This window comes from Streptomyces sp. NPDC053474, assembly GCF_044544845.1.
Classification (GTDB): domain Bacteria; phylum Actinomycetota; class Actinomycetes; order Streptomycetales; family Streptomycetaceae; genus Streptomyces.
In genome coordinates this window covers 90,408-110,570 of record NZ_JBITXV010000019.1, presented here as the reverse complement: position 1 = coordinate 110,570, position 20,163 = coordinate 90,408, and the positions used below count along the sequence as shown (strand labels likewise).

18 protein-coding genes are annotated in these 20,163 nt (G+C 72.8%); 11 read left to right on the top strand and 7 right to left on the bottom strand.

Features of this window, described 5'->3' with window-relative positions:
* The first annotated feature begins 24 nt into the window (after nt 1–24).
* The 5 genes from ACIG3E_RS34825 (at nt 25) to ACIG3E_RS34805 (ending at nt 8,205) form a co-directional block, all read left to right on the top strand.
* A complete protein-coding gene (locus ACIG3E_RS34825; RefSeq protein WP_399623916.1) occupies nt 25–1,128 on the top strand; it encodes a GNAT family N-acetyltransferase in 1,104 nt (367 codons plus the stop codon).
* A 430-nt stretch (nt 1,129–1,558) separates the two neighbouring features.
* Entirely contained in the window at nt 1,559–2,455 is an 897-nt protein-coding gene (locus ACIG3E_RS34820) for a glycosyltransferase family 2 protein (RefSeq protein WP_399623915.1), read from the top strand.
* Complete coding sequence (locus tag ACIG3E_RS34815) at nt 2,452–3,459, top strand: glycosyltransferase family 2 protein (RefSeq protein WP_399623913.1); 1,008 nt, start codon at nt 2,452–2,454, stop codon at nt 3,457–3,459. Before ACIG3E_RS34820 ends, ACIG3E_RS34815 begins: the two co-directional genes overlap by 4 nt.
* Nucleotides 3,456–4,259, top strand: coding sequence for a polysaccharide deacetylase family protein (locus tag ACIG3E_RS34810; RefSeq protein ID WP_399623910.1), 804 nt, complete (start codon nt 3,456–3,458; stop codon nt 4,257–4,259). Before ACIG3E_RS34815 ends, ACIG3E_RS34810 begins: the two co-directional genes overlap by 4 nt.
* Nucleotides 4,252–8,205, top strand: coding sequence for a lipopolysaccharide biosynthesis protein (locus ACIG3E_RS34805; RefSeq protein WP_399623908.1), 3,954 nt, complete (start codon nt 4,252–4,254; stop codon nt 8,203–8,205). Before ACIG3E_RS34810 ends, ACIG3E_RS34805 begins: the two co-directional genes overlap by 8 nt.
* A 31-nt stretch (nt 8,206–8,236) precedes the next feature.
* Here ACIG3E_RS34805 and ACIG3E_RS34800 read toward each other — a convergent pair whose 3' ends face one another.
* Nucleotides 8,237–9,658 carry a xylan 1,4-beta-xylosidase gene (locus ACIG3E_RS34800; protein WP_399623906.1) on the bottom strand — a complete coding sequence of 474 codons (1,422 nt, stop codon included), beginning with the start codon at nt 9,656–9,658 and terminating at the stop codon, nt 8,237–8,239.
* Nucleotides 9,659–9,791: 133 nt separating this feature from the next.
* Here ACIG3E_RS34800 and ACIG3E_RS34795 point away from each other — a divergent pair, with 133 nt between their 5' ends.
* On the top strand, nt 9,792–10,886 hold the full coding sequence (locus ACIG3E_RS34795) for a DUF5925 domain-containing protein (protein WP_399623904.1): 1,095 nt from the start codon (nt 9,792–9,794) through the stop codon (nt 10,884–10,886).
* Between the two features lie 128 nt (nt 10,887–11,014).
* On the opposite strand, the gene ACIG3E_RS34790 is transcribed toward ACIG3E_RS34795, so the two are convergent.
* On the bottom strand, nt 11,015–11,398 hold the full coding sequence (locus ACIG3E_RS34790; protein WP_399623903.1) for a GntR family transcriptional regulator: 384 nt from the start codon (nt 11,396–11,398) through the stop codon (nt 11,015–11,017).
* A gap of 69 nt (nt 11,399–11,467) precedes the next feature.
* Between ACIG3E_RS34790 and ACIG3E_RS34785 the strand changes: the two genes are divergently transcribed.
* From ACIG3E_RS34785 to ACIG3E_RS34770, 4 genes are all read left to right on the top strand, one after another.
* Nucleotides 11,468–12,400 carry a GNAT family N-acetyltransferase gene (locus ACIG3E_RS34785; protein ID WP_399623901.1) on the top strand — a complete coding sequence of 311 codons (933 nt, stop codon included), beginning with the start codon at nt 11,468–11,470 and terminating at the stop codon, nt 12,398–12,400.
* Entirely contained in the window at nt 12,381–12,911 is a 531-nt protein-coding gene (locus tag ACIG3E_RS34780; RefSeq protein ID WP_399623900.1) for a DUF402 domain-containing protein, read from the top strand. Before ACIG3E_RS34785 ends, ACIG3E_RS34780 begins: the two co-directional genes overlap by 20 nt.
* Before the next feature lie 62 nt (nt 12,912–12,973).
* The gene (locus tag ACIG3E_RS34775; RefSeq protein WP_399623898.1) at nt 12,974–13,543 is read left to right on the top strand and encodes a TetR/AcrR family transcriptional regulator; all 570 of its coding nucleotides are present in this window, start codon (nt 12,974–12,976) and stop codon (nt 13,541–13,543) included.
* Nucleotides 13,544–13,656: 113 nt separating this feature from the next.
* Entirely contained in the window at nt 13,657–14,835 is a 1,179-nt protein-coding gene (locus ACIG3E_RS34770) for a GDSL-type esterase/lipase family protein (RefSeq protein WP_399623896.1), read from the top strand.
* Here the strand turns inward: ACIG3E_RS34770 and ACIG3E_RS34765 are convergent.
* Genes ACIG3E_RS34765 through ACIG3E_RS34750 form a run of 4 tightly spaced genes read right to left on the bottom strand, consistent with a single transcriptional unit; the run spans nt 14,822 to nt 18,396 of the window.
* Complete coding sequence (locus ACIG3E_RS34765) at nt 14,822–15,310, bottom strand: GNAT family N-acetyltransferase (protein WP_399623894.1); 489 nt, start codon at nt 15,308–15,310, stop codon at nt 14,822–14,824. The two genes, ACIG3E_RS34770 and ACIG3E_RS34765, sit on opposite strands and share 14 nt — an antisense overlap.
* Nucleotides 15,307–16,815: a tripartite tricarboxylate transporter permease gene (locus tag ACIG3E_RS34760; protein WP_399623892.1), complete on the bottom strand. Its 1,509-nt coding sequence runs from the start codon at nt 16,813–16,815 to the stop codon at nt 15,307–15,309. The genes ACIG3E_RS34765 and ACIG3E_RS34760 overlap by 4 nt, the downstream gene beginning before the upstream one ends.
* Nucleotide 16,816: 1 nt before the next feature.
* The gene (locus ACIG3E_RS34755) at nt 16,817–17,404 is read right to left on the bottom strand and encodes a tripartite tricarboxylate transporter TctB family protein (RefSeq protein ID WP_399623889.1); all 588 of its coding nucleotides are present in this window, start codon (nt 17,402–17,404) and stop codon (nt 16,817–16,819) included.
* A complete protein-coding gene (locus tag ACIG3E_RS34750) occupies nt 17,401–18,396 on the bottom strand; it encodes a Bug family tripartite tricarboxylate transporter substrate binding protein (RefSeq protein WP_399624021.1) in 996 nt (331 codons plus the stop codon). Before ACIG3E_RS34750 ends, ACIG3E_RS34755 begins: the two co-directional genes overlap by 4 nt.
* A 163-nt stretch (nt 18,397–18,559) precedes the next feature.
* On the opposite strand from ACIG3E_RS34750, the gene ACIG3E_RS34745 reads away from it, so the two are divergent.
* Nucleotides 18,560–19,246 (top strand): response regulator, encoded by a 687-nt coding sequence (locus tag ACIG3E_RS34745; protein ID WP_399623887.1) that lies wholly within the window; start codon nt 18,560–18,562, stop codon nt 19,244–19,246.
* A 24-nt stretch (nt 19,247–19,270) separates the two neighbouring features.
* Here the strand turns inward: ACIG3E_RS34745 and ACIG3E_RS34740 are convergent, their stop codons facing one another.
* Nucleotides 19,271–20,140, bottom strand: coding sequence for an esterase/lipase family protein (locus tag ACIG3E_RS34740; RefSeq protein WP_399623884.1), 870 nt, complete (start codon nt 20,138–20,140; stop codon nt 19,271–19,273).
* Nucleotides 20,141–20,163: the final 23 nt, after the last annotated feature.

Genomic DNA, 20,163 nt, shown 5'->3' with positions numbered 1-20,163 from the left:
CCCCGAGGAGACGGACTTGAAGACGTGGAGATCACCGTCCACCGTCCCGGCGAACTCACCGCGGCGGACCGGGTGGCCTGGACCGCCCTGCAGTCCAAAGCGCATCTGAACGGCTCACCGGGGCTCGCGAACCCCTTCCTCTCCCCCGAGTTCACGCTCGCCGTGGCGCGGGTGCGGCGCGACGTGCGGATCGCGGTCGCCCGGGAGGACGGCGAGCCCGCCGCGTTCTTCCCGTACCAGCGATCCAGAACAGGAGTGGGCCGCGCCGTCGGTCTCGGCGTCTCCGACAGCCAGGGCGTCGTGCACCGGCCGGGCTTCACCTGGGACGCCCGCCGACTGCTGCGCGCCTGCCGCCTGGTGATGTACGAGTACGACCACCTCGTGGACGGCCAGCCCGCGTTCCAGGAGGGGGCCACCGGCTCCTACCCCTCACCCGTCATGGACCTCGACCAGGGCTACGAGGCCTACCTCGACCATCTGCGCACGCATGCGCCGAAGTTCCTGCGCAGCACCCTCGCCAAGGGCCGCAAGCTCGACCGCGTCCACCGCGAGGTGCGCTACGTGCACGACGAGCGCGACCCCGAGGCGCTGCGCACGCTGATGGCCTGGAAGTCCGCGCAGTACCGCAGGACCGGCCGCAGCGACCGCTTCGCCCAGGCCTGGATCACCCAGCTGGTGCACCAGCTCTTCCACACCCGCTCGGAGACCTTCCAGGGGCTGCTCTCCGTGCTCTACGTCGACGGCGCACCCGTCGCCGCGCACTTCGGCCCGCGCACCGAGCGCGTGCTCTCCTGCTGGTTCCCGGCCTACGACCCGGCGTTCGCGAAGTACTCGCCCGGCCTGCTGCTGCATCTGCACATGGCCGAGGCGGCCGCCGCCGACGGCATCGCCCACCTCGATCTCGGGCGTGGCCAGAAACAGTACAAGGACTCCCTGAAGACACGGGAACTCGCCGTGTCCGAGGGGTGGGTGGCGCTGCGCCACCCCATGGCTCTCGGACATCGTGCGCATCGCGCGCCGGTCCGGGCGCTGCGCAACACGGTCGTATCCCGACCGGAATTGTTCGAACCGGCAGACCGCCTGCTCAAGGGCCTGGGAAAGATCCGTTCCCGGCGCCAAAAAGAGTGAGAAGCGCGCAAGAAGCGCCAGGGAACGTCAGAGAAGATCCAGTGAACAGGGCACAGCCAAAGTGTCCTAAGACAACAGTCAATTTATCGAAAACGCGAGACCTCGTTCCAGGTCTTGCCATACGGTCGCAAGCATCAATACCGTCGTACATCCACCCGCAACGGTTCATCGGCAGTCGGTCTAGGGGAGGGCTCAAGACCGCGATGATCCCGGCGCGGGGCGCGGTAGGGGGGTGCCCGTGCCCGGTGACCACAAGTCGTCCGGGTCACGTGCCGCGCAGTCATGCCAGCTCACCCGGGTATGTCCCGGAGCTCACAGCACGGTGTGGGCTCCGCCATGGCCGGACGTGAGAACCCCCTCTTTCGAACCGGATCCACAACCGGACCGCCCGGGGGCGGGCGGTCCACCGGACGAGAGGGACCAAAGACTCATGAGTTCTGTCGTGCGCCCGTTCAATTCGGGCCAAGATCCTTTAATCGACCCGTCGCAGAACGGCTCCACCGCGAAGTCGGCACGGCCGTCGCTGTCCAAAGGCGGATTGCCCGCCATTCCGAGCCAGGCGCAATACCGGCCGGTCTCCTCACATCTGGCGATTGCGCCTCCGGTGAGCGTCGTGATTCCCGCGATGAACGAAGCGGAGAATCTTCCCTATGTGTTCAAGACCCTGCCCGAGTGGATCCATGAAGTCGTGCTCGTGGACGGCAATTCCACGGACGACACGGTCCGCGTCGCGCGCGAGCTGTGGCCGGACGTGAAGGTCGTCCGGCAGCTCGGCAAGGGCAAGGGCGACGCGCTCATCACCGGCTTCGAGGCGTGCACCGGCGACATCATCGTGATGGTCGACGCGGACGGCTCCGCCGACGGCCACGAGATCGTCTCCTACGTCTCCGCGCTCGTCTCCGGCGCCGACTTCGCCAAGGGCTCCCGGTTCGCCAACGGCGGCGGCACGGACGACATGACGCTCATCCGCAAACTCGGCAACTTCGCCCTGTGCGCGGTCGTGAACGCCAAGTTCGGCGCCCGGTACACGGACCTGTGCTACGGCTACAACGCCTTCTGGCGGCACTGCCTCGACAAGATCGAGCTCGACTGCACCGGCTTCGAGGTCGAGACGCTGATGAACATCCGCGTCGTCAAGGCGGGGCTCAAGGTCCAGGAGATCCCGAGCCACGAGTACCTGCGCATCCACGGCGTGAGCAATCTCAGCGCGGTGCGCGACGGCCTGCGGGTGCTCAGGGTGATCCTCACCGAGCGCTCCAACAGGCGCACCCAACGGCGGGTCACACGCACCGCCGCCGTCCCGGCGCGCCAGGGAGAGGCGTCTTGATCACTATCTCGGTGGTCATCTGCGTGTACACCGAGGACCGCTGGGAGGACATCCTCTCGGCGGTCGCCTCGGTCCGGGCCCAGTCCCACGCGGCCCACGAGACCCTGCTCGTGGTCGACCACAACACATCACTGCGAGAACGCCTCGCCAAGGAGTACAAGGAGGCGCCGGACGTGCGGGTGCTCGCGAACGCGGGCCCCCGCGGCCTGTCCGCGGGCCGCAACACCGGCATCGCCGCGTCCCGCGGCGAGGTCATCGCCTTCCTCGACGACGACGCGGTCGCCGAGCGCGACTGGCTGCTGCGCTTCGCCGAGGCGTACGACGACCCGCGGGTGTTCGCCGTCGGCGGCGCCACCCGGCCGGTGTGGGCCTCACGGCGCCGCCCCGCCTGGTTCCCCGAGGAGTTCGACTGGGTCGTCGGATGCATGTACCGGGGCCACCCGACCGGCCGGGTGCGGGTGCGCAACGTGCTCGGCGGCAACGCCTCGTTCCGGCGCACCGCCTTCGAGCTCGCCGGGGGCTTCGCCAGCGGCATCGGCCGCGACGGCGACAAGCGCCCGCTGGGCGGCGAGGAGACGGAGCTGTGCATCCGGCTCACCCGGGCCCGGCCCGACGCCGTGCTGCTCATCGACGACCGCGCGGTCATCCACCACCGGGTGCCCGCGGCCCGCGAGCGGTTCGGCTACTTCCGCTCCCGCGCCTACGCCGAGGGGCTCTCCAAGGCCCTGGTGGCCCGCAGCGTGGGCGCGGACAAGGGCCTGGAGTCCGAGCGCCGCTACACCACGCGGGTGCTGCCCGCCGGGGTCGGGCGGGGGCTGCGCGACGCGGTCCTCGGCCGCCCCGGCGGCGCGGGCCGCGCGGGCGCCATCGTGACAGGCGTGCTGGCGGCGGCCGGTGGGTACGTCGTCGGGAGCGTTCGCGCACGCAGGGCGGGGACGGAGTTCGCCGTCGTGGACGTGACGGAGGGCCCCGAGGAGAGACGCGTGGAGGGAGCGACCGGATGACCCGAAGAGGGATCCCCATATTCATGTACCACTCGGTCGCACAGCTGCCGAACGACGCGACGCACGAGCTCTCCGTGTCGCCGGAGGCGTTCGCGGAGCAGATGGAAGTGCTCCGCGCGCTCGGCTGCACCCCGCTCACCACCGCGCAGCTGGCCCGGCTCTGGCGCCACCCGGGCCGGCCGCTGCCCACCCGGCCCGTCGTCATCACCTTCGACGACGGCTACGAGGGCGTGCACCAGCACGCCCTGCCGGTCCTGACCAAGCAGGGGTTCGGCTCGACGCTGTTCATCGCGACGGGCTGGCTGCGCGGCACGCACAACACCGGCGGTGGCCTCGACACCATGCTCACCTGGGACCAGGTGCGCGAGCTCGCCGACTCCGGCGTGGAGATCGGCGGCCACAGCCACACCCACCCGCAGCTCGACCAGCTCTCGGACGACGCCCTGTGGTTCGAGGTGATCCGCTGCAAGGAGATCCTGGCCGGTGAACTCGGCACCCCGCCCGTGTCGTTCGCCTACCCGTACGGCTACTCCAGCCGCCGGGTGCGGCGCGCGGTGCGCGGGGCCGGCTTCTGCCAGTCGCTCGCCGTGGGGAACACCCTCGCGCGCCGATGTCAGGGCCCGTACGCGCTGCGCCGCGTGACGGTGCGGCGCAGTACGGGCCTGGAGGAGTTCGAGCGGCTCGCCGAGGGCCGTTCGGTCGCCCGGACCTTCGCCAAGGACCGGGTCCTCACCAAGGGTTATGCGATAGTCCGCCGTTGCCAACAAGCCCGCCGGAAGGCAGCTCGCTCCCGTGTCTGACACGACCACCGCACAGGCAGAGGTCACTGGGACCACCAGCAGTACCGGCGGCACACCGTCGTCCGGCGGAAAGGAGAGAAGGTCCCGGAGGGTGCGTCTGCCAGGCGCGGGCGGGGGCAGCCCGCTGTTCCGCAACGCGTACGCGTTGATGCTGAACACCGGCATTTCCGGCGTGCTGGGCCTGGGCTTCTGGCTGGCCGCCGCCCGGTACTACTCGGAGTCGGCGGTCGGCCAGGGCTCGGCGGCCATCGCGGCGATGAAGCTCCTCGCGGGCGTCACCGCCGTGACGCTCACGGGCGCCCTCGCGCGCTTCATCCCGGTGGCGGGCCGCGCCACCGGAAGGCTCATCTTCCGTACGTACACGGGAAGTTCGATCGTCGTCGGCTTCGCCGCGCTGATCTTCCTGAGCACGCTCGACCTGTGGGGGCCCTCCTACCGCTTCCTGCACGGCCCGCTCGCCGGGGTGGGCTTCGTCGCGGCGGTCGTGGCCTGGTGTCTGCTCACCCTCCAGGACGGCGTGCTCACCGGCCTGCGCAGCGCGGTGTGGGTGCCGGTGGGCAACACCGTGTTCTCCGTGGTCAAGCTCGGCCTGCTGATCGTCTTCGCCGCGGCCGTCCCCACGGCCGGGGTGTTCGTCTCGTGGGTGGCCGCCATCGCCCTGTCGGTGGTGCCGCTCGGCTGGCTGGTCTTCCGCCGCCTGGTGCCGCGCCACGTGCGGGCCACCGAGGGCAAGGCGAAGCCGCCCTCGCTGCGCGAGATCGGCCGCTTCCTGGCCGGTGACTACACGGGCTCGCTGTTCTCGCTCGCCGTGGTGTACCTGGTCCCGGTGATCGTCGCCTCGCAGGTCAGCTCCGAGGACAACGCGTACTTCTACATCACCACCACGATCGCGGGCACCACCAACCTCCTCGCGATCAACATGGGCGCCTCGCTGACCGTCGAGGGGGCGCACGACCCGGCGCGGCTCGCCGCGAACACCCGCGCGGCGCTGCGCCGCATGCTGCGGATCATGCTGCCGGTGTGCGCGGTCATCTTCCTGGGCGCGCCCTACATCCTGCACGTGTTCGGGCAGGGCTACTCGGAGGCGGCGACGCCGCTGCTGCGCTGGTTCGCCGTCGGCTCCGCGCTGCGGGTCGTCATGGAGACGTACTTCGCCGTCCTCAGGGCGCAGAGCCGCACCTCCGGCCTCGCCTGGCTGCAGGGCCTGCTGTGCGCGCTCGTCCTCGGTCTGACGCTGGTCCTGCTGCCGCGGATGGGCCTGACGGGCGCGGGCGTCGCGGAGATCTCCAGCCTCGCGGTGATCGTGGCGATCGCCGCGCCCAAGCTGTACGCGATCACGCACCGCGCGGCCCCGGAGGCCGCGCCGGACGGCGACCTCGCGGACCTCGGCACCCCGGACGTCCCGCCGTCACCGGTGGCCCGCACCCAGGGCGCCACCCTCAGGAAGGCCCCCGGGCACCGCCTCGGCCCGGCGTGGGCCTTGCGTGACTCCCTCGACTCGGACACCCTGCAACTGGCGATCCACCGGGCCGACCTGGACCACCAGGAGCGCAGGCCCGACGTGCGGCCCGGCCCGGCGACGCCGGTGTTCGGGACGCGGCCGCGCCCGGGCTCGGGGGACACGGACGGGGGCGGCATGGACGGGCACCGGCCCACGTGGGCCGTGGGGCGGCCGTTCGGCGGCGCGCCGTCGCACGGGACGCCGGTGGAGCGCCCGGGCCCGGGCCGCGCGCCCGGTTCCGCCCCGGGTGCGGCCGCCGTGCCGTCACCGGCGCCCGCCTCGCCCGGTTCACCGGGCATGAAGACACCGACACCCGTCACGGGCGCCCCGGCCACCCGGGGCGCGTCCGGGTCCGCCGCGGCGAAGTCGCCCGCGCCGCCCGCCGGTTCACCGGCGTCCGCCGCCCCCGCTCCCCCGCCGCGGCCCGCCCCGGCCCCGGACCGCACCCCGCTGGTCCTCGCGCTGCTCCTGGCGCTGGCCCTCGGCCTGTACTGGGTGCCCGCGCTCGGGCTCGGCGAGGGCGACCTCGACGCGATGGGCGGGCTCGGCCTCATCTCCGTACTGCCGGCGCCCACGCTGGTCGGGGCGGTGCTCCTGGTGGTCGTGTTCGCCTCGCTGCTGCGCCTCGACCGGCCCCGCACCTGGCTGCTCGCGGCGACGCTCGTGGCCACCGTCGTGTCGCTGCACGCGCTGCCCGCCGTCATCGAGACCGAGCCGCGGTTCGCGACGGCCTGGCAGCACCTGGGATTCATGGAGTTCATCGACCGGACCGGCACGGCGGCGCCCGACCTGGACGCGCGCTGGAGCTGGCCCGGGTTCTTCGCGGGCGCCTCGTTCCTCGCCGAGGCGTGCGGCGTCTCGGACCTGACCGGGCTCATCCGCTGGTGGCCGCTGACCATCCAGCTCCTGTACCTGCCGCCCATGTACCTGCTCACCCGGCACCTGCGGGCGAGCTGGCGGGCCAAGTGGACGGGCCTGTGGCTCTTCGTCCTGAGCGGCTGGGTGGGCCAGGACTACTTCTCCCCGCAGGGCTTCACGTATCTGCTGTACATCGCCTTCGTGGCGATCCTCCTGGTGTGGTTCCGGGCGCCGCGCGTGCTCTGGTCGAAGCGGCGGCCCGGCGAGGCCGAGGTGGAGCCCGCGAACCGGCGGCAGCAGGCGGTGCTGCTCCTGGTCCTCATGGGCCTGTTCGCGGCCACGGTGCCCGCGCACCAGCTGACGCCGTTCGTGATGCTCGGCGTGGTCACGGTCCTCGTGCTCGTGCGCCGCTGTGAGCTGCGGGGCCTGCCGCTGCTCTTCGGCGTCCTGGTGGTGCTCTGGCTGGGCTTCCTCGCGGAGCCGTACTGGTCGGGGCACTTCGACGAGCTGTTCGGCGGCGTGGGCGGGGTCGGCGGCAACGTGTCGTCGTCCGTCTCCGGCCGCATCGAGGGCGGCGACCCCACGCACAAGCTGGTCCTGTACACGCGCGTGGCGCTGGCCGGGAGCGTGCTGGCGCTCGCCTGCTTCGGCTGGCTGCGCAGGCGCCGCCTGAAGTACCGCGAGGTGTCCCTTCTCGTCCTGGCCTTCGTGCCGTTCCTGGGCTTCGGCATGCAGAGCTACGGCGGCGAGATGGCGCTGCGCGTCTTCATGTTCGCGCTGCCGGGCGCGGCCCTGCTCGGCGGGCTGGCGCTGTTCCCGCGCACCGGGGCCACCGCCAAGGAGCGGGACCGGGACCGGGTGAGCCTCGCGCCGTACGCCGCGCTGCTCGCGGGGCTCGTCCTGGTGGGCGGCTTCCTGGTGGCCCGCTGGGGCAACGAGCCCTTCGAGCGCGTCCGCACGGGCGAGGTCGCCGCGATGGAGTACGTGTACGCGCACGACGACCCGACGGTGCGGCTGCTGTGGATGAGCAACGACACCGTCACCAACGTGACGCCCGCGATCCCCTGGGGCGAGCGGGACCCGGAGAAGGTCGAGTACCTGCCCACGCTCGCGCCGCCCGACCCGCGCCTGGTGTCGGGCCTGGTGAAGGCGCTCAAGGACGCGGGGCCCAACTCGTATCTGATGGTCAACCGCGGCCAGACGGTGTACCTCCAGATGGACTCGGGCTATCCGGAGCACTGGGACACCCGGCTGGTGCGGAACCTGGACAGGCGCGCGGATCTGAAGAAGGTCCTCAGCAACGCCGACGCGACGCTGTACACGCTGCGCGAGCAGCCGAAGGGCGCGGTGCCGAAGGCGGATCCGGGCGCGGTCGGCCCCAAGGTGACGTGGACGCCGTGGTCGGTGGTCGGCGGCCTCGCGGTGGTGGCGCTCGTGCTGCTGCTCGCGGCGCGCGAGGTGGTGCGCGTCGCGGTGGCGCCGAGCGTGGCTCAGCAGCGCTGGCTGCAGAGCAGCTTCTGGTTCTCGCTGCCGCTGCTCGCGGTGTTCCTGGCGTCGCTGATCCAGCGGTTCCTGACGATGGCGTAGACCCGGGGGCCGTGGGCGGGTGTGGAGCGGCTCAGCGCTTGAGCCACTTCACCCCGTACCCGGCGAGGTCGAACCGCTTGCCGTCCACCAGCGCGCTGATGGGCCGGTCGAGCGTGTTCACCACGAGGACGGTGGCGTCGTCGGCGAGGACGCGGACGTTGGGCACGTCGTCGGCGGCGACGGTGACCTTCTCGTACCGGGTACCGGGCGGGAAGGCCGCGGCGAACTTCCCGAGCAGGTCCAGTATCGGCTTCCCGCGGCCGCCGTCGGCGAGCTGCGTCGAGCTCCACAGGCAGCCCGCGCAGTCGCCGCGCTTCTGCGGGTTCCAGTAGAAGCCGCTGGTGGTGCCGCCGCGGACCAGGGCCATGAGGCCGGCGGCGTGCACGGCCACGCGGTGCGCCTCGGACCAGCCGTCGCGCTCGTCCTCGCCGTCGCCGGGCTCCACGTAGTACTCGGCCCACCACAGGGGCAGGTCGCCGGAGCGCTCGCGCAGCCAGCGGCTGACGTCGGTGAACTTCTCGGTGGCCTTGAACTCGTCGGGGAGCAGCTCGTCGTCGACCGTGTAGCTGGCGCCGTCGACGACGACGAAGTCGGCGCCCGCCTTGTGCTTGTTCCAGTAGTCGAAGGCGTCGAGCGAGCGCTGGTCCATGGCGCCCCAGGGGCCCTTCAGGTCCTTGGCGACGCCGTCGGTCTGGCGCGGGTCGACGCTGTTCATCACCACGTACGGGCCGCCGACCATGATGTCCTTGTTCACGGCCTTCAGGGCTGCGTAGACGCGGTTGTACAGCTCGGTGTAGCCCTCGTAGTCCCAGCGGTGCTCGGTGCTGTTCCAGAAGCCCTTGAGTTCGTTCCAGACGACGAAGTGCCGTACGTCCGGATAGCGCTTGGCGACGGTGGCGGCGAGCCGGGCGAAGTCGTCGAAGTGCTCGGGCTTCGGGGCGGTCTCCAGGGAGCTCTTGCTCCAGTCCGTGTGGTCGGAGCCGGGCGTGCCGCCCTTCATCCAGTCGGGGGCGCAGCACAGGGTGACGACGGGCGTGCCGCCGGTGGCGCGGATGAAGTCGACGCGGCGGTCCATGGCGTCGAAGTCGTAGCGCCCCTTGACCGGTTCGGGGTTGCCCGAGCCCCAGCCCATGATGTGCTGGATCTGCGGCAGCGGGCGCGGCTGGCCCTTGAGCAGCTTCTCGGCGCGCGCGACGGCGGCGTCCTCGCCCTGGTCCGCGCTGTGCTGGGTGTGCGTGAAGCCCCAGCCGACCTGGGCCTCCCCCCGGGGCGGCGGGTCCATGGGCGTGCCGTGCACCTTGTCGCCGTCCTTGGTGGTGCCCGCGGTGCTGCCGCCGCGCTCGTCGGGCAGCGTGAGCACGGTCAGGACCAGGGCCAGAGCGGCCGCACCAACGCCGAGCAGAGCGGCGAGACGCCACTTCCGCGCATCCGAGTTCCACCCATGCCGTCGCATCGAGGGTCAGCGTAACGGCGGCGTTTCCCGGTCGGGCGCGTTCCGTACGAGTGTCCGGGACTTACGCGTGGCGTTCGGGCGGAGTACCGAAACCGGGGTGCACAGCGGCGCATTCGTGGCGGATCATGGCGGCATGTCTGCGAACCCTCAGGACGCCCTGCCGATCCGGCTCAACGTCGACGACAGCGACTCCCCGTCGGACGTCGTCGACGCGCTGTTCCTCGGCCGCTTCGCGACGGGCGAGCAGCCGTACTCGCACAGCGCGAACATCGACCGGGTCAAGGCGGGCTCGACGCTGCTGCCGCCGGAGGCCCGCGTGCTGCGGGCCGCCCGCGACGACGACCGCAGCGCGACGCTCGCCGAGGGCGAGGGCTGGACGCTGCTCGTCTCGCGCTGGAACCGGGGCGCGGACGTCACGGTCACGGCGACCACCGCGGAGCTCGCCGAGGACGTCCTGAAACGGGCCACGGACGGCGCGCAGGACGACCCGGAGCCCCAGCCGGAGAACGTGACCATGGGGTTCTGGTACGTCTCGCCGCGGCGCGGCCCGTACCGCACGACGCGGCAGATCTCCGCCGGTACGTGGTCGGAGGTGCGGCAGAACTACACCGCGCCGGTGGCCGACGCCATGGACAAGCTGATGAAGACCACGCCGGAGGACATCTCCGGGCGGCTTCTCCTGCTGCACGGTCCGCCCGGCACGGGCAAGACGTCCGCGCTGCGCACGCTCGCGCGCTCCTGGCGCGACTGGTGCCAGGTGGACTGCGTCCTGGATCCGGAGCGCCTGTTCACGGACGTCGGCTATCTGATGGACATCGCCATCGGTGAGGACGAGGGCACGGCGAAGGGCCGCTGGCGGCTGCTGCTCCTGGAGGACTGCGACGAACTGATCCGCGGCGAGGCCAAGCACACAGCGGGCCAGGCCCTCTCGCGCCTGCTCAACCTCACGGACGGCCTGCTCGGCCAGGGCCGCAACGTGCTGGTGGGGGTCACCACCAACGAGGACCTGGAGCGGCTGCACCCCGCGGTGGTGCGGCCCGGGCGGTGCCTGGCCCGGATCGAGGTGGGGGCGCTCACCCGCGCCGAGTCGGTGAGCTGGCTCGGCACCCCCGAGGGCGTCTCCCGCGAGGGCGCGACCCTGGCCGAACTCTACGCCCTGCGCCGCGGCACGCCCCCACCGTCCATCCCACCCACCCGGGACGGCGCGGACGACGGGCTGTATCTATAGCCCCCCGGCCCCCCGGCTGTGGGCAATCGTCCCGCAGGGCGAGTGGGGTCTCCCCTGCTCGAGCGGAGCCGAGGGCTTGGGGAAGGGTGGGCACAGCACCTAGGTGCCGAGCAACCGTGCACTGGGGCTCAGGCGGTGGAGCCGTAAGCCGCACGCAAGGCATCGCGGACCGCCGAGGTCGCCTCGGCCTCGGAGAGGCCAAGGCGCCACACCTGCTCGGCATAGGCCTGCGCGGCCCCGGCCGCGGCCCGGGCCCCCGCCTCACGCGCCGCCGCGACGAACGTCCCGTGCCGCCCCCGCGTCTCGACCACCCCGTCCGCCTCAAGCGCCCGATACGCCTTGGCCACGGTGTTCGCCGCGAGCCCGAGCTCCTCGGCGAGCCCGCGTACCGTCGGCAGCTTGTAGCCGACGGGCAGCACCCCGCCCCGCGCCTGCCCGGCGATCTGCGTCCGCACCTGTTCGAACGGCGGCGCGGCACCCGCGCCTTCCTTGATGACGATCTTCAGAGCCACCCGCCGATTGTCCCGCACGCGCGGAAATTCGGAGGCACCCGGGCCCGCCCCGCGCGTACCGTCCGGGCCATGACCGAGATCCAGGTGCGCGACCTGCGCACCTCCGACCCGCGGGACGCCGCCGCCTACGCGGCGGTGCGGCGCGCCGCGGTGCCCGCCCTGCTGGCCACCGCCGCGTCGGTGGCGTACTCCTGCGCGCACGCCCATCCCGACGCCCACTACCGCGCGCTGGTCGCGGAGGCGGACGGCGAGGTGATCGGCACGGCCCAGGTGGGCATCGCGCACGACAGCCCGGAGCCGGGCCAGGGCTTCCTCAACGTCTACGTGCACCCGGAGCGGTGCGGCCTGGGCGCGGGCTCGCTGCTCGTGCGCACGGCGGAGGAGCACCTCGCGGGCGCGGGCGCGACGGCGCTGTACTCGTGGGTCCTGGACGCGCCGCGCAACCGGGCGTTCGCGGCCCGGCGCGGCTACCGCGCGAGCCGTACCGCGCACTTCCTCCGCCTCGACCTGGCGCGGGGCGAGCTGCCGCCGCTCGCCGCCCCGCCCTCGGGCGTCGAACTGCGCTCGGCGGCCGACTTCCGGGACGACCCGCGCCCCCTGTTCGCCCTGGACGCGGAGACCGCGGCGGACGAACCGGGCGACGTGGCCGCCCAGTTCACGGACTACGCGCACTGGCTCACCGAGACCTGGCGCCACCCGCTCCTGAACCACGAGCTGACCACGGTGGCCGTGGTGGACGGGGAGCCCGCCGCGTTCACGCTCGCGCACACCGACGACGCGTCCCGGTACGCGTCCGGCATGACCAGCACGGCCCGCGCCCACCGGGGCCGCGGCCTGGCCAAGCTCGCGAAGAACGCCTCGCTGCACCGGGCGCGGGCGGCGGGCTTCGCGGAGGCGTTCACGGGCAACGACAGCGAGAACGGCCCGATGGTCGCGATCAACCAGTGGTTCGGATACGACATCTATGACACGGAGGTCCGTCATGTCCGTTCTGTCGACTGACGTCGAGCCCTCGGCCGACGTCGAGGTCGAGCTGCGCAAGGCGGGGCGCACGAAGATCCGCTACCCGGCCCGGCTGCTCGCGGACGACGGGACCCGCGTCACGGTCCGCGCACCCTGGGCGGGCGCGGGCGTACGGGACTTCGGCTTCGTCCGCTTCGAGCCGGGCGACACGTTCGTGGAGCACTACTGGCGCGACCGCTGGTACGCCGTCAAGGAGGTGTACGCCGCGGACGGCGCGCTCAAGGGCTGGTACTGCGACGTGACCCGGCCCGCCGTCCGCAGCGGCGGCGTCCTCACCGTCGAGGACCTGGACCTCGACCTGTGGTGCGCGGCGGACCGCGGTGCGGTGCTGCGCCTGGACGAGGACGAGTTCGCGGCGAGCGGCATCACCGAGGCCGACCCGGCCGCGGCCGCCGCGGCCGTGCGGGCCCTGGACGAGCTGGAGCGGCTCGCCGAGCGGGGGCTCCTGCCGAGGTCGCCCGAGGCCCTCTCGACTCAGCCTAAGGAGTAATCCAGCTTGCCTAAAGCTTTTAGGTAACTGCATAATCGGTTCTGTCGAAAGAGAGGACCGCTATGGCACGCGTGGGGCTGACCCCGGAACGCCTGACCCGGGCGGGCGCGGAGCTGGCCGACGAGGTCGGCTTCGACCAGGTGACCGTCTCGGCGCTGGCCCGGCGGTTCGACGTCAAGGTCGCGAGCCTGTACTCGCACGTGAAGAACTCCCAGGACCTCAGGACGAGGATCGCCCTGCTGGCCCTGGGAGAACTCGCCGACCGGGCCGCCGACGCGCTGGCCGGACGCTCCGGCAAGGACGCGCTGACCGCCTTCGCGCACGTCTACCGCGACTACGCCACGGAGCACCCCGGGCGCTACGCCGCGGCCCGGCTGCGGCTCGACCCCGAGACGGCGGCCGCGAGCGCGGGCGTCCGGCACGCGGCGATGATGCGGGCGATCCTGCGCGGCTACGACCTGGCGGAGCCGGACCAGACGCACGCCGTCCGGCTGCTCGGCAGCGTCTTCCACGGCTACGTCAGCCTGGAGACGGCGGGCGCGTTCAGCCACAGCGAGCCGGATCCCCGGGAGAGCTGGGCCCGGATCCTGGACTCCCTCGACGCCCTGCTGCGGAACTGGCCCGCGCCCTGAGGCACGTGGCTCCCCGGCCCCGCCGTGCCCCGCCCCGAGCGGAGGCACGGCGGCCGCGCCCTGCCCGGAACCACCGGACCTCGCTTCCCCACCCCACCCCGACAGGCTGAGACATGCGTACCGAGTCCCCCTTGACCCCCGTCCCCCTCACCGCCGACCTGCTGCGCGGCGCCCTCGACCTGGAGCGCACCGCGCACGGGCTGCTGCCGCACCGGCTGCCCGCGCGGGCCCGCGCCCAGTGCGCCGACGGCCAGCTCGCCATGGCGGAGTCCCAGCCCTCCGGCGTACGCCTCGCCTTCCGCAGCCGGGCCACGGTCGTGGAGCTGGACGCGCTGCCCACCAAGCGGGTCTACGTGGGCGCGCCGCCCCGGCCCGACGGCGTCTACGACCTGCTCGTCGACGGCGACCTCCGCGGTCAGGAGAGCCTGGCCGAGGGCAACACCCTGACCATCGACATGGTCGCCGGATCCGCCGAGACGCGGCCGGGCCCGTCCGGCACCCTGCGCTTCGCGGGCCTGCCGGACCGCGACAAGGACATCGAGATCTGGCTGCCGCACAACGAGACCACCGAGCTCGTCGCGCTGCGCACCGACGCCCCGGTCGCGCCGCTGCCCGAGCGCGGCCGCAAGGTGTGGCTGCACCACGGCAGTTCGATCAGCCACGGCTCCGACGCCGCGAGCCCCACCACCACCTGGCCCGCGCTCGCCGCGGCGCGCGGCGGTGTGGAGCTGATCAACCTGGGCCTGGGCGGCAGCGCGCTGCTCGACCCGTTCACCGCCCGCGCCCTGCGGGACACCCCCGCCGACCTGATCAGCGTCAAGCTGGGCATCAACGTGGTCAACGCCGACCTGATGCGCCTGCGCGCCTTCGGGCCCGCCGTGCACGGCTTCCTCGACACGATCCGCGAGGGCCACCCGAGCGTACCGCTGCTCGTCGTCTCGCCCCTCCTGTGCCCCGTCCACGAGGACACGCCCGGCCCCAGCGCGCCGGACTTCAGCGGCATCGGCGAGGGCAAGCTCCGGTTCGTGGCCACGGGTGACCCCGCGGAGCGCGCCGCCGGGAAGCTGACGCTCGCCGTCATCCGCGACGAGCTGGCCCGCATCGTGCGCGAGCGCTCCGCCGAGGACCCTCAGCTGTCCTACCTGGACGGCCGCGCCCTGTACGGCGAGGCCGACGCCGCCCGCCTTCCCCTCCCGGACAACCTCCACCCGGACGCCGCCACGCACCGCCACATCGGCGAACGCTTCGCCACCCTGGCCTTCGCCCCCGACGGCCCCTTCACCGCCCCGTAAGGGTCTTGCGGTAGTGGAAACGGTCGTAGATCCCCTCCACCCGCCGTTCCACGAACTCGTAGCCAAAGCGTGGGTAGAGCTTCTGGTTCTCCCACATCATCGCGTTGGTGTAGAGCCGTATCTCGGGCAGGCCCAGGCCGCGCGCGTGTTCCTCGACGAACTCCAGGAGGCGTCGGCCCAGGCCCGTGCCCTTGGCGTCGGGGTGGACGGCGATGTTGTCCAGGTACAGGTGGTCGTCGTAGGCGTAGACGACCACCAGGCCGACGACGGTGCCCTCCGGGGTCTCGGCGACGTGCACCCGCCCCGCCGCCACGTTCTGGGCGTGGTCCGACTCCATGGGGGCGGGCACGCGGCCGATGCGCTCGATGTAGTGGTGGTACGCCGCGTGTGTGATCGCCCGCACGGCGGGCACGTCGGCGGCGGTGGCGGGGCGGACGGCGGCCCGCGCGCCGGGCGGGGTGATCTCGTCGGTCATGGCCTCACCGTACGGCGGGAGTTCAGCAGGCCGCGCGCCGGTTTCCGCAGCAGGGGCCAGAGCAGGAGCAGCGCGACGACCGCGTAGACGCTGATCGAGAAGGGCGTGTCGACCAGGCCCCGGACGCTGCCGTCGCTGATCTGCAGGGCGCGGCGCAGCTGTAGTTCGGCGTTCGGGCCGAGGATGACGCCGATGACGGCGGGCAGGACCGGCAGGCCGTAGCGGCGCATGCCGAAGCCGATCAGGCCGATGACGAGCAGGATGACCAGGTCGAGCGCCTCGCCGCCGACGGCGTACGCGCCGACCGCGGCGAAGAAGAGGATCCCGGCGTACAGATACGGGCGCGGGACGCGCAGCAGCTTCGCCCACACGGGGGCCAGCGGCAGGTTCAGGGCGAGGAGCAGCACCATGCCGACGAACAGGGACGCGATCAGGCCCCACACCAGCTCCGACTCGCGCTCGAACAGCAGGGGTCCGGGCTGGATCCCGTAGCTCTGGAAGGCGGCGAGCATCACGGCGGCGACGGCGGTCGTGGGCAGGCCGAGGGTCAGCATGGACACGAGGGTGCCCGCCGCGGAGGCGGAGGACGCGGACTCGGGGCCCGCGACGCCCTCGATGGCGCCCTTGCCCCACTCGTCCTTGTGCTTCGACAGGCGCTTCTCGGTGACGTACGACAGGAAGGTGGGGATCTCGGCGCCGCCCGCGGGGATCGCGCCGAACGGGAAGCCGATGAGGGGGCCGCGCAGCCAGGACTTCCAGGTGCGCTTGACGTCCTGCTTGCCCAGCCAGGGGCGGCCGACGGGGATGGCCCGGCCGCTGGTGCGCCGAAGGTGCGCGGCGACCCAGAGGGCCTCGCCGATCGCGAAGAGGCCGACGGCGACGATCACCACGTCGATGCCGTCGGCGAGTTGGAGCGAGCCGAAGGTCAGGCGCTGCTGTCCGGTCATCTGGTCGAGGCCGACCAGGCCGAGGGTCAGGCCGATCAGGAGGGAGGCGAGGCCGCGGACGCGGGAGGAGCCGAGGACCGAGGTCACGGCGATGAAGGCGAGCACCATGACGGCGAAGTAGTCGGGCGCGCCGATGTCGACGGCGAGGTCCGCGACCTTGGGCGCGAGCGCGACGAGCAGGATCGTGCCGATCACGCCGCCCGCGAAGTGGCCGATGGCGGCGGCCGCGAGCGCCTGCGCGCCCCGGCCGGACTTGGCCATCGGGTTGCCCTCCATGGCGGCGACGACGGCGGCGCTCTCTCCCGGCGTGTTGAGGAGGATCGACGTGGTGGAGCCGCCGAACATCGCGCCGTAGTAGATGCCCGCGAACATGATGAAGGCGCCCGTGGGTTCGAGTCCGTACGTCACCGGGAGCAGCAGGGCCACGGCCATCGCGGGGCCGATGCCGGGCAGGACGCCGATCGCCGTGCCGAGGAGCACGCCGATCGCGGCCCAGAGCAGGTTGACCGGGGTGAGCGCGGTGCCGAAGCCGTCCATGAGGGAGGTGAAGGAGTTCATGTCACAGCACTCCCATCAGGGGGCCGCCGGGCAGCGGCACGCCGAGCAGGTGGTCGAAGACGGCGTAGGTGACCAGGGAGAGCCCGGCCGCGATGAGCGGGTCGCGGTGGGGCGCGCGGCTGCCGAGCGCGTGGGCGGCGCCCCAGAAGAGCAGGGCTCCGGCGGCAGGGAAGCCCACCGGTTCGATGAGGACGGCGGTGGCGAGGAAGACCCCGGCGAGCAGCAGCACGGTGCGCCAGTCGGCGGGTTCGGACAGGTCGACGTCCTCGCCGCCCTCCGCCGCGCCCGCCCGCCGCCCGACCGCCACCCCGGCAGGACGCGCTTCGCGCGGCACCCTTGAACCGCCGCGCAGGACGTCCACGGCGAGCAGGACGGAGATGAGGAGCAGCCCGGCGCCGACGGCGAGCGGCACGGTGCGCGGGCCGATGGGGCCGCGCTGGGCGATGGCGACGTCCATGGTGAGGGCGTCGGTGAGGACGACGGCGCCGAGGGCGAACAGCAGGACGCAGACGCCGAGTTCGGAGTGGTCGCGCAGCCAGGCGCGGCGGCCGCGGGCCGCGGGCGCGGGCACTGGTTCGGTGGAGGTCACAGGCCGAGCTCCTTCAGGACGGAGGCGACGCGCCGGTCCTGGGCGTCGAGGAAGTCGCCGAACGCGTCGCCCGCGAGGAACGCGTCGTCCCACCCGTTCTTCTTGAGGGACGCGCGCCACTGCGTGGAGCCGTGGAGCTCGCGGACGAGCCCGATGAGCTTGTCGCGCTCGGTGTCGGAGAGGCCGGGGGGCGCCACGATGCCGCGCCAGTTGGTGAAGTCCACGTCGTAGCCGGACTCCTTGAGGGTGGGCCCGTCGAGGCCCTTGACCCGCTGCGGCCCGGTGACGGCGAGCAGGCGCAGCTCCCCGGACCTGATCTGGTCCAGGTACTCGCCGACGCCCGAGACGCCGAAGGCGACCTTGTCGCCGAGGAGGGACGCGAGCAGTTCGCCGCCGCCGTCGAAGGGCACGTAGTTGACGTCCTCCGGCGGGATCCCGGCGGCGCGGGCCATCAGCATGGGCGCGATGTGGTCGGGCCCGCCGGGGGCCGAGCCGCCGCCGACGGGCATCTTCCCGGGCCGCTCCTTCCAGGCCGCGACGAGGTCGTCGATGGTGTCGTACGGGGAGTCCTTCGACACCACGACGACGTCCTGCTCCTCGGTGAGCCGGGCGATGGGGGTGGTGTCGGCGAGGGACGTGGGCGCGTCGTTGGAGCGGACGGCGCCGACGACGCCGAGGCCCATGGACATGGCGAGCCGACCGTTGCCGCGCTCGCCGACGAGGCGGCTGAGGCCCACGGTGCCGCCCGCGCCGGGCAGGTTGAACACCTCGATGGTGTGGGTGAGTCCGGCGTCCTCGGCGTTCCTCGCCGCGGTGCGGGCGGTGATGTCGTAGCCGCCGCCGGGGGTGTTGGGGACCATGAGGCGCAGGCCGGGGATCTTGGTGCCGGTGTCGTCGCCGTCGCCCGTGGTGAGCAGCGGCGGCCCCACGAGGACCAGGAGCGCGGCCCCGCACAGGGCCAGGGGGGTGCCAAGTCGCCTGGGGGCGCGCAGTCGCACGGGTGCCACCGCCTTTCGGCCGGGTACGCGGGTGAGGTGGCCCACATGCTGCCCACGCGTGGAGAACCTGTCTCCCTTCCGGAATCAACGGACGTTGTGGTCGTTGTGGTCGCGCTCGTACCCTGCGGCGACGACGAGGGGCCGAGGAGGCCGGGCGATGACGAGGGTGCTGGTCGTCGACGACGACTTCATGGTCGCCAGGCTGCACAGCCGGTACGTCGCCGCGGTGGAGGGGTTCGCGGTGGCGGGCGTGGCGCACAGCGGCGCCGACGCGCTGCGGGCGGTGGAGCGGCTGCGGCCCGATCTGCTGCTCCTGGACGTGTACCTGCCCGACATGGACGGGCTCGCGGTGCTGCGGGAGGTGCGGGCGGCGGAGGGGCTCGACCCCGGCCGGGTGCCGGTGGACGCCCTGTTCATCACCGCCGCCCGCGAGGCGGGGGTGGTCCGCGCGGCCCTGCGCGCCGGGGCCCTGCACTATCTGATCAAGCCGTTCCACCAGGCCGCGCTGCGGGAGCAGTTGCGGCACGTGGCGGCCCTGCGGGCCCGGCTCGACGGCCTCGCCGAGGCCCGCCAGGAGGACGTCGACCAGCTCTTCGGCGGCCGTCCGCCCGGCTCCCGCGCACTCCCCAAGGGCCTGGCCCCGCACACCGCGGACCTGGTCGAGCACACCCTGCGCGCCCACCCCCGGGGCCTGTCCGCGTCCGAGTGCGCGCAGGCGGGCCGCCTCTCGCGCGTCAGCGCCCGCCGCTATCTGGAGTTCTTCGCGATGACGGGCCGCGTGGAGGTGACGCTGAGGTACGGCGGCGCGGGGCGGCCCGAGCGGCGGTACCGGTGGGTGAGCTGAGAGCTTCCCGACAGGCCCTAGAGCCTAGGACAGACAGGTCGTCGGGGTCGCGTGGGCCGGGTCGAGCGCGTTGGCCACCTCGTGGTGGGCGACCCGGTCCAAGGCGCCGATGGCCACGTGCTCGGAGAGGTCCACGGGGCACAGGTCCTGCAGCAGGACGTTGCGTACGTTCGGCCCGTCGAGGAACTGCGAGCGGTACGGGGTGACGACCTCGTCGTAGCGGGTGGCGATGACGGTGTAGCGCACGCCGGGCACGGTGTCGCCGCCCGCGTTCAGCCTGGTCAGGAACTTCGATCCGGCGATCTGGTCGGCCACGCCCGGCGTGGCCGTGGTGAGCAGGGCCTCGACGCCCGGGAAGTACGGCAGGAGCTTGGTCAGGCCGAGCAGGGTCGTGCCGTGGTTGTCGGGCGCGAGGCCGACGAGCGCGTTCACCTTCGCGGCGCCGCCGAGGAACTTCAGATAGTGGCGGGGCATCAGGCCGCCCTGCGAGTGCCCGACGAGGTCGACCTCCTCGGCCCCGGTCGCCGCGAGGACCTCGTCGACGTAGGCCTTGAGTTGCTCGGCGGACTTCTCGACGGGGCCGAGGCCGTGGACGAGGGGCACGAGCGGCAGCTGGCCGTAGTCGAGCGAGAAGACGCAGTAGCCGCGGCCCACCAGATAGGGCGCGAGGACGAGCCAGTTGTCCACGGAGTTCGCGAAGGTGCCGTGGACGAGGACGACCGGGCGGGGGTGGGCGGCGGACGGGCGGCAGCCGTAGTCGTTCCAGCCGCGCGTCGGGGCGGAGGTGGCGGGAGCGGGGGACGCGGCGGCCGTGGCGGTGGGGGTGAGCGTGGCGGCGCCCGTGATCAGCAGGGCGGCGGTGAGCGCGCGCAGCGCTCGTCTCCAGGGCAGCATCGGGCGATCTCCTCGCGGCTCAA